At 70.6% G+C, this 12,502-nt stretch carries 4 protein-coding genes (1 of these 4 only partly in view); 2 read left to right on the forward strand and 2 right to left on the reverse strand.

Features of this window, described 5'->3' with window-relative positions; translation table 11 throughout:
• Positions 1 to 8,160 carry the 3' end of a hypothetical protein gene (locus WME89_RS43585; RefSeq protein ID WP_438005481.1) on the forward strand. It extends 19,998 nt beyond the left edge of the window, so 8,160 of the gene's 28,158 nt are visible here — the last part of the coding sequence; its start codon lies off the left edge, out of view; it ends in the stop codon at positions 8,158 to 8,160.
• Positions 8,161 to 8,340: 180 nt separating this feature from the next.
• On the opposite strand, the gene WME89_RS43590 is transcribed toward WME89_RS43585, so the two are convergent.
• Both WME89_RS43590 and WME89_RS43595 read right to left on the reverse strand, forming a co-directional pair.
• On the reverse strand, positions 8,341 to 9,504 hold the full coding sequence (locus WME89_RS43590) for a matrixin family metalloprotease (RefSeq protein WP_438005482.1): 1,164 nt from the start codon (positions 9,502 to 9,504) through the stop codon (positions 8,341 to 8,343).
• A 75-nt stretch (positions 9,505 to 9,579) separates the two neighbouring features.
• Positions 9,580 to 10,872 carry an NTP/NDP exchange transporter gene (locus tag WME89_RS43595; RefSeq protein WP_438005483.1) on the reverse strand — a complete coding sequence of 431 codons (1,293 nt, stop codon included), beginning with the start codon at positions 10,870 to 10,872 and terminating at the stop codon, positions 9,580 to 9,582.
• 334 nt (positions 10,873 to 11,206) lie between these two features.
• On the opposite strand from WME89_RS43595, the gene WME89_RS43600 reads away from it, so the two are divergent.
• A complete protein-coding gene (locus WME89_RS43600) occupies positions 11,207 to 12,466 on the forward strand; it encodes a metallophosphoesterase family protein (protein WP_438005484.1) in 1,260 nt (419 codons plus the stop codon).
• The last annotated feature ends 36 nt before the right edge of the window (positions 12,467 to 12,502 follow it).

The raw sequence follows: 12,502 nt of genomic DNA on the forward strand, positions 1-12,502 counted from the left end.
AAGCTCCTGTCCCACGGCGGCCGCGTCAACGTCCAGATACCCGCCAGCAGCTCTCCGTACGAGCTCACCGAGCACCTCGGCATCACCGACAGCAAGGGCAATCCCATGCCCGGCGTGTTCAAGCGCTTCGTCGGCACCCACCACGTCTCGTTCGCAGGTGGTAACTTCAAGGAGCAGGGCGGCCAGCTCGCCGCCCTCAAGGCCAAGTTCGACGACACCGAGCTCTACGGCATCAACCTCGCCGTCGGCGGCCTCGGCCTCAAGGACTTCAACGGCGACGTCATCCTCCCCGACGGCGCCCACGGACACATGTTCCTCGGATACCGCCCGCCCAAGCCGGGCAGGCCCGGCGCGCTCCAGATCGGCATGGAGACCACCGGCCCGGGCGCGCCAAGCACCGTCGCCTACCCCCACAACTGGCGCTCCACCGAGAAGACAGCCAACCCCATCTCCAGCGTGGGTGGTCTCAAGCAGGACAAGATCGGCGACGAGAGCACCAAGAACGCACGCACCGTCGACCTCGCCAAGCTCGGGAGCAACTGGCGCAAGACACTCAAGGACCGCGCCGACGGGTTCGAGCGAGAGCTGGCGGAAAAGGGCAAAGACGCCCTCAACGAGCTCCTCGGCCCGCGCACCCAGCCACCGCAAGAGCTCCAGGACAGCCAACAGCGCTCTGGAGACCCCGAGCAAGCCCCACAGAGCGGCGAGCGGCGTGATCCGCCCGGGGATGCCGCGTCGGACATGCTGGCAGGGTACAACCCGGCTTCGGACACCGGGGGTGAAACAGCCGCCCCGCAATCGCAGCTGGACGAGATCCAGGAAGAGCCGGAGCCGCCGTCGGAGAGAGCGCCGGATCCCGAGACCTCCACCCCCGTCGAGGAGGTGACCTGGATCGTCGACAAGGCCGTCAAGAACACCCTCTGGCGGCCCGACACGGGCCTCCTCAGCCGCGAGAGCGCCAGGCGCGGCCTCCCCGCGATCCAGGGCCAGCTGACCGCCGGCGGCTTCCCCGCCGACCCCGCGACGGCCAAGACGCGGCTTGGAGGGCGCTTCCCCAAGGGCCAGCTGCTCAGCGACGCCGAGTGGAGCGCCTTCGAGCAGCTCTCCTCGACCCCCCAGGGGCAGACCTGGCTCAACGCCTCCGGCATGCTCACCCACGAGCAGATCGAGAAGTACCTGTCGCGCGACCCGAGCGACAACCCCGAGCGGTTCCGCGGCTTCCACAAGCTCCACAAGGCGAGCAAGGTCGTGCTCGCAAGCTACGTCTCGCGCCAGATGAACAGCGGCGAGGCCGACAAGCGCTTCGAGGGCACCCCGCCGGCGGCCCTGGCCCTGTCCATGGAGGCAAGGCACACGACCGACCTGGCCAGGCGAGACCAGCTCAACAGGCTCATCGACCAGGGCATCATCGAGGAATGGTCGAAGACCCTCGAGTACACCGAGCCCAACGACGATGCGAACACGGCCATCGACAAGGGCGCCGTGCTCGACCCGCAGAAGAAGTTCCTGCGGCAGCCAAAGAAGCTCTCCAAGGACGAGGTCGTCAAGCGGCACGGGCAGTCGCTCGAGGTGCTCAAGAACGTCTTCCACCTGCTCCAGGAAGGCGCCGAGATCTACGACGATAGCGCCAAGAGCCATGTTCCGCTCGAGGACGTGCCCGTCGCCAAGCTCCTGTCGCACGGCGGCCGCGTCAACGTCCAGATCCCCCCCAGCAGCTCTCCGTACGAGCTGACAGAGCTGCTCGGCATCACCGACAAGGACGGCAATCCAAGGCCCGGCGTGTTCAAGCGCGCCTTCGGGACGCACCACGCCGCGTTCGCCGATGGCAAGTTCAAGGAGCAGGGCGGCCAGCTCGCCGCCATCAAGGCCAAGCTGGACGACACAGAGCTCTACGGCATCAACCTCGCCGTCGGCGGCCTCGGCCTCAAGGACTTCAACGGCGACGTCATCCTCCCCGACGGCGCCCACGGGCACATGTTCATCGGTTACCGCCCGCCCAGGCCGGGCAGGCAGGGCGCGCTCCAGATCGGCATCGAGACCACCGGGCCTCACGCGCCCAGCACCGTCGGCTACGTCCACGACTGGCGCTCCACCGAGAAGACCGCCAACCCCATCTCCAGCGTCGGCGGCCTCAAGCAGGACAAGATCGGCGACGAGAGCACAAAGAACGCGCGCACCGTCGATCTCGCCAAGCTCGGGGGCAACTGGCGCAAGACCCTCGAGGACCGCGCCGACAGGTTCGAGCAAGAGCTGGCGAAAAAGGGCAAAGACGCCCTCAACGAGCTCGTCGGCCCCCGCACCCAGCCGCCTCAAGAGCTCCAGGACAGCCAGCAGCGCTCTGGAGATCCCGAGCAAGCTCCCCGGGACAACGAGCGTGGTGGCGCCCCGGCGGACGCGGCGCAGCGCACGGGAGCGCCGGCGAGCGTGCTGGCAGGCTATAACCCCGCGCTGGACGGCGAGAGCGTGGCCCTCGACCCGCTGCCGCGCACCGACAGCGCGCAGGTCGAGCCGACCCCACGGAGCCAGGGCAAGACGCTCGACGATCTCCTCGGCTCGCTCGCCGAGCAGAGCCGCGCGTGGTCCGGCCCGGCGAACGACGGCTCCAGGCAACAGGCCGCGAACAGCCTGGCAGGCCTGCTCGAGTCGCTAAACGTCGACCGCGCGATCGTGGACAGGCTGCGTGAGCTCATCGAGAACCCCGCCTCCCTGTCGCAATCCGCCTTCAGCAACTGCGGCATCAACAGCGCCCTCTACACGATGCTGAAGGGCGATCTCGCCACCACCTCGCACCTGGTCGCCGCGCTCTTCACCGGCCGGCTGCTCGGCCGGTTCGCGCAGGCGCCCGGGGCCCGCGAGCTCGGCGCGCAGCAAGACCAGGGCAAGGCGGTGCTCAGCGAAGACCTCGACGTCCTCCGGCGCGTGATGACCGGAGAGATCCCGCGCGCCCTCGGCCCGGCTCCGACCCGGCCGCTCGTCAACGGGCTCAAGACGGCCGGGGCAAAGCGCGGCGGCCTGACCCGAGCGGCGGACCGGCAACAGCTGGATCGCCACCTCCTCGATCACCTGCTCGCCCGAGGCCTGGTCGAGCTCCTCGGACAGGACGCCGTCGCGCAGCACGGGAAGCGAACCGACGACGCCAGGCAGCCCGGCGTCGTGGCGGCGGAAGGCGACCTGCTGCTCTCGGCGAACTCGATCGCGACCCTCATGCGCGACGCGCTCGGGGCGGAGGTCGCGGTCACGAGCGGCGGCCCCTCCGCCGACGACGTCGCGCGCATCAACGACACGCTCAAGCGCACGGATCGAGCAGGGTTCGCCGTGGCGACCGTGTCGAACGGCAAGGCGCTCTGGGAAGCGGCGAAGAAGCACCGCGACGGCGACGGCGACGCGACGCCTCGCGCTCCCGCGACCGTCGCGCCGCTCGGCACGGGCGAAGCCGAGAGCCGGCATCACTTCGCGATCGACGGCGAGATCAAGGCCGACGGCGACGCCTTCATCGTGCCCGTCCAGTCGTGGGGGCAGTCGTTCCCCATCCGGGTGCAGAAGGCCGACATGCCGCGGCTCTTCGAGGTGATCACCCACGGGACCTACCCCCCGCCGCGCGCCCCGGCCCTCGGCGCCCCCGCCCAGCAGCAAGCGCCGGCGCCCCTCGCGTCGCGCGGTCGGTCCGGGACCGCGGTGGACGCCGCGGACCCGCGCGACCAGCTCGCGGGGGCTCCCGCGAGCCAGCGCGAGACCAACACCGCTGGCGGGCCTGCCGTGGCGCCGGGAGCGCTCGATCACGGAACGATCCAGCGCACGCCGTCAGGGCTGGACAGGGCCCTCCTGGAGCGCGTCCCAGAGCACCGCCTGAACGAGGTGACGCGCCTCGTCATCGACACCATCGACTCGGAGCTCCTCCCGCAGCTCCTCAATACCCTGCCCATCGCGCAGCTCGCCGCCACGCGGCTGGCCGAGGAGATCGTCGCGAAGTGGCTGACGTTCAACCCCGACCTGCTCGACCTGCCCGCCGGCGAGCTGAAGGGGCGCCTCGCAGCGCACGCCGAGCTCGTGCTGGGCATGCTCGAGCGCGACCGGGGTCGCTCGACGCTCGGCCGAAAAGGCGGCTCCTCCGCCGCGGCGCCTGCCGCCTCGGCGGCGTCGAGCGCCCCGCAGTCCCCCGAGGGGACACCTGCCCCCCGGGAGGAGCTCGAGGACAGAGCGCAAGAATCCTCATCCAGCACGAGCAGCGCTGCAGACACGAGCAGCGACGCCGGCGCGCCCGGGACGACGACCGAGCCCGAGGGCTATGAGAGCCTGTTCGCCGACCTCGATGACTCCGACTTCATCAGCCCCGAGGAGCACAAGCAGAAGGAGCGCACGGCGCGGAACCAGGAGAAGCTCGAGAAGCCCGCTCGCAACAACGATCAGGAGCGCGCTATCCCCGAGTGGATCTGGGGTGTGCCGCACTACGCAGCATTGCAGACCGCGCTGCTCGCGCACTTCGACGACGACGCGGTGCAACGCGCGCTCGCCGAGCTCCTGGCGACCACCGAGAGCGCGGAAACTCCGGTGCCCTTCGCGGAGTTCGTGGCCATCGCGCTCAGGGAGCCCCGCGACGCCGAGAGCTTGAAGCAGGAGGCCGTGAAGTTGTTCGGCAGCTACCACGGCGAGATGCGAAAGCTCGTCTACGACGCCGCCGAGGCGCTGGGGGCCCTCGACTGGGCGGGGCGCGTGCCGGACTTCGATATCGAGGCGCTGCGCGACCCGCCGCCGCCCCCGCCGACGGGCGACGCGGAGCCACCGCGCTCGGTCCTCAAGAGGGGCCAGGAGGGACGCTGGGTCACCCGCGCCGAGCTCGAGATCATCAATCGATCCATCGGCGAGCACGCGTTCGCCGGCATGCTCGCGCGCGCCATGAACAAGGGCAAGATCTCGGGCACCCGCGCGACCATCGAGCAGCTGGTCCGCCAGGCCGAGCGCCTGGCGTCCCCGGCGCTGTCGCCGCCGCTCACGTCCACCTCGCTGGTGGTCGACACCAACCTGGTCGAGGCGCTCTTGACGCCGCCCGAAGAGCTGCCGCTCTCCAAGCGTCACCTCCGCGAGCAGCTGGACGCATTGATCCGCGAGCACCGGATAACCGACCTGCGCCTCGCCAACATCAACATCGGAGAGCTGTTCCAGCACGACAGCATCGTCGGACGCACGTTCACCACCAGCGATGGGCGAGAGATCCCCTGGTACGGCATCCAGGTCCACGACGACCGGCGCGACGACACGGCCGATTACGCGCTGGGGTTCGAGCAGCTCGCGAGCGGCTCGGTCGGCGAGAGGAAGGGCAGCGCCGACCGCAGCATGGTCGCCGACGCCTTCTTCTCCGACCGCGAGAGCGACGAGGACGGCGCGCCCGCGGTGCCTCATTTCGCCACCGCTGATCACGGCATCCTGACGCCGCTCTTGAGCTTCGCCGGCATCGACGCGAAGAGGCGCGGAGAGAAGGCGTTCATCGACTTCGTCAAGGAGAACAGCCGAAACGGAGCTCCTTATTTCGAGCCGGAGCTCAAGGGCCGCAAGCTCAAGGCACATACGATCCTCAACCTGGAGACGGCCGGGATCGCCGCGGCCAGGGACGCCCAGCCCGCCCAGAGCGAGCCCATCGGCGCTGCGCTCCTCGACACCCCCGTCGGCGCCACCCACCGGGTCCATGACCTCATCTCGCTCATCCGCGCCTTCGGGTTCGACGTCTACATCGTCGGCGGCGCGGTGCGCGACGCCCTCAGCGGCAAGAAGCCCAAGGACGTCGATCTCAAGACGAACATGCCCATGTCGCGGCTCGAGGAGGTGCTGCGCACCGACCCAGCGTTCAAATCCCTCCCCGTCACCGTCGTCCCCGAGCTGCGCCTCCTCCAGGTCGGAGGCGTCAACACCATGGTGGACATCACCGCCGGCGACGACACCAGCGTGCAGGGCCCGTTCGACGTCATGGCCGACGCGCAGAAGCGCGACTTCCGCATGAACGCGCTCTACCTCGACGAGAACGGCTTCGTGGTCGATCCGCTCGACGGCGCCATCGAGGATCAGCTCGTCGGCAGGCTGCGCTTCGTGGCCGACCCCGGCCCGATCGCGCCCGTCGAGGAGCGGCAACAGGCGGTCGTCGAGCACCTGCGCCGCACGCCGTGGAACCTCGGCCGCGCGCTCAAGTTCTATCAGCGCGGCTACGAGCTCGAGCCCGAGATCCTCCACGCCGTGCTCGACAACGCCGAGAGCATCCTCGCGTCGATGAAGGAGCGCGAGGCGCCGCTCCACGCCAAGTCGCTGGTCCTGCACGCCACGCAGGCCGACTCGCCCACGGGTCTGGCCGAGATCATGCAAGTGCTCGGCTTCTCCCCCCAGGCGATCCGCGAGCTCATCCCGGACGATGTGGCCGGTCGCTTCGACGACGAGAGCCTCGCGTACGAGAACGACGTCCTGCCGCGCTGGCGCGAGACCCCCGAGGACGACGGCGCTGGGTATCCGCTGGCCGCGCCGGAGATGAAGATCGACCTCGCCACCGGGCGGATCTATCAATACCGCTTCCACGCCATTGCGCCGCAACAGGAGGGGCAAGCGGGGGAGCGCGTCGTCATCGACGTGGACCTGAGCGACCACAACCAGCCAGGCCACCACGCGCCGCACTACCACGTCTACCGCTGGCGCAAGCGCGACGGCCAGCTCAAGTGGGACAAGAAGAAGAACGGCTTCTCCGACACCGGGCAGCCGGGACTGCCGGAGATCGCTGACGGCCGCTACCTCGGCCCCCAGCCGTGGCGGTTCGAGGAGGGGCTCGACAGCGGTAGCGGCGACTTCCTCGACGTCGCCAGGAGGCGCATCCGCGAGGCAGGCATCGAGCTCAGGAGCGAGGGCGACCTCCTCGACCTTGGCGGGCAGGTCAAGCTGCACTCGCGGCGGCTGCGAGAGCTCGTTGACCGGGGGCAGTTCGGCAAGCTGCTCATGCTGGTCAAGAACCTGAACAACGGCCTACCGTGGTCCTCCAAGGATCAGGCCACCGTCGATCTGTCCGGCTCGCACCGCGGCCAGGAGCGGCTGCGCTTCAAGCCGCAGCTGGACCTGGTCGTGCCATTCCTGCGCGACGGCGGCATCGAGGACCCCACCTCGATGGCGATCTTCGCCGAGAACGGCGAGATGCGGCACGACGCGCTGCTGCGGCTCTATGACCTGGTGAGCGGCGAGGAGCGCCCGGATCTGCGCCGCCCGGCGGCCGCGTTCGCGCGGGAGCGCGCCGAGAGCGTGAGCGAGTTCGTCGAGCGCTTCGAGTTCTATGTCGCCTCGATGAAGGGCAACCTGAGCGGCGCTGACGTCGAGGCTCTCTGGCAAGCGCAGCTGACGGCGGCGCAGGAGGCCAACGCCGTGGGCGACGTCACGCTCCCCACGCGCGGCGAGCTGACGGAGCGGCTCGCGGAGGCGGCCAGCGAGCTGCGCTTCGAGTCGGCGAGCGCCGCCGCCTACCACACCGCCAAGCACGGCGACGAGTTCCTGTCGCCGGAGCAGCGGGCTGCCAGCGTGCCGCCGGCGGACGCCGTTCGACGGTACCTCGACAGCGCGCGCGAGGCCGTCCGCAAGGCCCTCCAGGCCGGCGCCCTCGAGGCGAGGACCGATGAGACCGGCGCGACCAACGTCGTGCTCTGGGACGGCACGACAAAGGTCATCGCCCGGGTCGGGCCCGACGGCACGGCGCACATCCTCAGCAGCTACGTCAAGGACCGCCGCAGCACCGCGCCTGCGGCGGCGTTCACTCGCCCGGGCGCCCCGTCCAGCGCCGCCGCGACCAGCGTCGTTACCGAGCCCGAAAGCAGGGCTCCGGCCGACCGGCTCGGCGCGTACAGCCCCTGGAACGGCGCCTCCGAGGGGACACAGGGCGCGCAATCCCCGCAAGCGAGCGGCGCGCCGGCTGCTCTCGACGGCGACGGCACCATCCCCGCGCCGATCGACGCCCTCGTGAGGACGCTCGTCGCGAAGAGCGGCGCGTGGTCCTCTCCGCGCACGAAGGCGGACAAGCGGGAGGCCATCGCGCTCGTGACCGAGCTCTTGCAGCAGCTCGGCATGGACGCGAAGGTCGTCGACAGGGGCGAGCAGGGCAAAGACGCGCCCGACGACGAGCACTCCGCCTGCACGTGCATCCGCTAGAGCGACAAACGGGTTAAAACCCCGAGAAAAAGCAGGAATTTCACAGGGAGGCGAGGAGGCGGGGAGCGAGAGACGGCGAGAGGGAGAGATTCTTTTTTCTTCCTCCCCGCCTCCCCGCCTCCCTGTGAAAATTCTCCGGGTTTCAACATGATTGATTGGTGTTCTAGGACCCGGCCCGTGTCAGCCCGCCTCCGCGCGGGCGCGCTCCGCCGCCTCCTCGCCAGATAGCGGCTCAGGAGCACCCACGCCGCAGCGACCGGCACCATCACGAGCGACAGCCCCCGTCTTCACCCGCCGCCGCCACGCCGCCGCCGCGATCGCCGCGCCACCCAGCGCCGCGATCCACCCAGCGCGCCCGCCTCCGTCGCCGGGCGTCGCCCCGGCGCTGCAGCCGACGACCTGCTCCGCGCCGCACTCGGGCGAGAACCCGTGCCTCGGGATCGGGTTGCACGTCTCCGGATCGACGTCCGCGGGGGGGAACAGCGCGCAGATGCCGTTGATGTCGTCCTGCTCGATCGAGCGGAACTCGAGCTCCTCGCCGCCAAAGGAGGTGACCATCGTCGCCTGCGGCGCCGCCGTGTGAGAGAGCCCGAGAAAATGCCCCATCTCATGGGTGACGACCGCCAGGAAATCGTGGCTGCCCCCGCGGTCGGAGCCGCACCCGTCCGCCTCGCCGTCGCTGCGCGGGTCGAGCGCGACCTCCGGGTTCAGCTGATAGCAAGCGGTGTTCATCTCGGCGTCCGCGTTGTAGATCTCCCCGTCGGAGCTGCTGAAGCTCTGCGTCGTGAGCGCGATCTGCCTCGGCCCCCGCGGCCAGAACGAATCGCGGAACGTGAACACGTTCACGTTCCCTGCCCGGGTGTTGTACTCCACGTCACCGCACGAGACATCGCCCATGTACTGCACGGCGAAGCCCGGCTTCCCCCCGCCCGGACATTCCACGTCGCTCCAGGCGGCGAACGCCTCGCTCACGGTCCTCCGGATCGTGTCGAGATCGAAAAACATCGAGCCGTCCTCCTGGATGGCGTACCCCATGCACGTGCGATTCCAGCGGATCGTCGAGCAAGTCCACTTCGCCTCCGGTGGATGGGTGCACGGCTTGTCGTTGGGCGGCTCCGGGCAGGTCTGTCCCCACTCACAGGTGCTCAGGCACGTCTCGATCGGGTCGCACCGGTAGTACGAGGTGACGCAGCCCGGCTTCTTGTCCCCGATCTCCTCGTCGGTGCACTCGGACGAGACGCACGTGTCCACCACACAGTAGGCCCGCGCGCTCGACGGCCACGCCGCGAGCCCGGCGGCCGCGAGCGCGGCTGCGATGGACCGGTGAAGCCAAGGCGAGCTCATGCACGAAGGAAAGCGTGGGACGGCCCCCCGCGCAAGCGATCAGCCCAATGCCGCCGGTCCCGGGGCCGCGCCGGCTCACTCCGCCTCTCCGCGGGCGCGCTCCGCCTGCGCCTTCGCGAGCCGGTGGTTCAGCGCGAGCCACACGCCCGCGACAGGCGCGACCGCCAGCGACAGCGCCGCCGCCGTCAGCCCGAGCGCCGACAGCCCCGTCAGCGCCCAGGCGCTCGCCGCGTCCCCGCCGCGGAACACGACCGTATCGATGAAGCTCTTCGCCTTGTACTTCTCCTCTCGCGCGACGACCGTGAACAGGACCTCGCGCGCCGGCCTGTCCACCGCATAATGCACCGACCGCCGTATCCCCTGGATCGCGATGATCATCCAGAGCGTGGGCCGCACCGCGAGCGCGACGAGCCCGACCCCCGTCAGCACCGGGACCACCGCGAGCGCGACCCCGAGCCCCACCCGCGTGATGAGCCGCCCCGTCACGAGCGCCTGCACCAGGATGGTCAGCACGTTCACGGTGAGATCGATGGTGGCGAACAGCGCGGTCCGCCGCGCGGGCTCCATCGACGCCAGCGACACGATGCGCGCCTGCTCGAAGTACAGCACCGTCGCCGTCATGGACTGAAAGAGCGTCTGCGCGCAGATGCCGAGCAGGTACGGCGACCGGAACACGAGCGCCACGCCGCGGAGGACGCCCCCGCCGATGCGCTCGTCGCCGCCTCCGCCGCTGCCCTGCGGCGCGGCCTCGCCGTCCTGCCGGCCGGAGAGCCGGCTCAGCCGGCCGGCGCACTGCACGGCGAGCTCGAGCAGCGCCGCCGAGACGAGGAGGAGGTTCGCAGTGCCGATCTGCCGGGCCTGCGCCGCGGTGACGAGCGAGCCGGCGAGCGCCCCGGCGCTGCCGCCGGCGGCGATGAAGCCGAAGAGGCGCTTGCCCTGCTCGCTGCGCCAGATATCCGCCATGACCCCCCAGAAGACGGAGACGACGAACAGGTTGAAGACGCTCAGCCAGACATAGAAGACCTTGCCCACCTCCGCGCGCGGCACACCCAGCGAGAGGAGCCCGAAGAACACGAGGAGATTCGACGCGAAGAAGCGATAGACGATGGGAATGAACCGCCGCCGCGGCACGCGCGACACGAGCGCGGAGAAGGCGGGCACGGCCGCGAGCATCGACGCGAAGACCGCCGTGAACAGCCAGGGCAGCCTGTCCATGCCGCCAGAGATGCCCATCTCCTCGCGGACGGGCCGCAGGATGTAATAGCCGCACAGGACACAGAAGAAGTACCCGAAGCTCCAGAGCAGCGCCGGGACCTCGCCGTCCTTGACGTCGCAGACCCGCCGGAGCAGCGCGGCCCCCGTGCTCAACGCGCCGCCGCCCTCCCCTCGGGGGAGCGCCGCGCGACGGGGGGGCGTCGTGCGACGACAGGCGGCGCGGGGCGCGGCGGCGGGCGCTGCATCGGAAGCGCACTGCATGACAGCGCGCCGCCTGCGTCAAGGCGACCACCGCCAGCGACGGCCGGGGAGAAGCCCGGCCCGCTCGATCCGGCGCGCCTCGTCTGCATGGCCGAGCTCGGCCGGAGCCTTCCCGAGCGGCCGAGCCCGGTCGCAGCCCGCGGCGCGTCACGCAGGCGCCGCGCGACACTCATCGGATGAGCAGCGCTCCCGGCCAGAAGCAGCTAAGCTCGCGCCGCTCCAGCCCATGAAGTTCGTCCACGCCGCCGACCTCCACATCGACAGCCCCCTCCGCGGGCTCGGCCGTTACCCGGGCGCCCCCGTCGAGCAGATCCGCGGGGCGACCCGCCGCGCCCTCGAGAACCTCGTGAGCCTCTGCCTCACCGAGGAGGTCGACCTCCTGCTCCTCGCCGGGGACATCTACGACGGCGACTGGAAGGACTACAGCACGGGCCTCTTCTTCGCCGCGCAGCTCTCCCGGCTGCGCGCCGCCCGGGTGGAGGTCGTGCTCCTCTACGGCAACCACGACGCCGAGAGCAACATCACCCGTCACCTGGAGCTCCCCGAGAACGCCCGGCGGCTCGACCCCCGCCGCCCCGAGTCGGTGGTGTTCGACCGGCTCGGCGTCGCCGTCCACGGCCAGAGCTTCGCGACAAAGGCCGTCACCGACGATCTCGCGGCGGGCTACCCGGACGCGCACACTGGGCTCTTCAACATAGGCATGCTCCACACCTGCCTGGGCGGCCGCGAGGGGCACGACAACTACGCGCCTTGCAGCCTGGGCACGCTGGTCGGGAAGCGATACGACTACTGGGCGCTCGGCCACGTGCACACCCGGGAGGTGCTCTCGGAGGACCCGTACATCGCGTTCCCCGGCAACCTCCAGGGCCGCCACGCCCGCGAGACGGGCGAGAAGGGCGCCCTCCTCGTCACGGTGGACGACGGTCGCGTCGCCTCGGTCGAGCACCGCGCCCTCGACGTCGTGCGCTGGTGCGTGTGCGAGGTCGATCTCTCGCTGGCCGCGAGCGCCGACGACATCGTGGAGCTGACGCGGGAGCAGCTCGAGCAGCGCGTCGCCGAGGCGGACGGGCGCACGCTGGCCGCGCGGGTGGTCCTGTGCGGCGCGACGCCGGCGCACGCCGCGCTCCGCGCCGACTTCGAGCGCTGGACAGGGCAGATCCGCGCGATCGCCAACGACCTCGGCGGCGGGCTCTGGATCGAGCGCGTGCTCTCCCGGACGCTGGCCCCGCTCGAGGTAGGCGGGCTCGAGGAGCGGGACGACGCGATCGGCCAGCTCACGAGGTCGCTGCGCGCGCTGCGCGAGGACGAGGCGAGCCTCTCGTCGCTGCTGCGCGAGTTCGCGAGCCTCAAGAACAAGCTCCCCGCCGACGCGCGGGAAGGCGACGACGCGATCCGCCTCGACGACCCGGCGTTCCTGCGCGAGGCGCTCGACGACGTCGAGCACACGCTGATCTCCCGGCTGCTCGGCGCGGGCGAGGCGCCCTGACCGCCCGCGCCGGCGCGCGGGGCGACGCCGGGACAG

Origin of the sequence: Sorangium sp. So ce321, assembly GCF_051530195.1 — a bacterium.
GTDB lineage: Bacteria > Myxococcota_A > Polyangia > Polyangiales > Polyangiaceae > Sorangium.

Excerpts from the sequence above, each read along its gene's own strand:
- WME89_RS43600 (WP_438005484.1), top strand. The coding sequence starts at position 11,207 with ATGAAGTTCGTCCACGCCGCCGACCTCCACATCGACAGCCCCCTCCGC.
- WME89_RS43590 (WP_438005482.1), bottom strand. The coding sequence starts at position 9,504 with ATGAGCTCGCCTTGGCTTCACCGGTCCATCGCAGCCGCGCTCGCGGCC.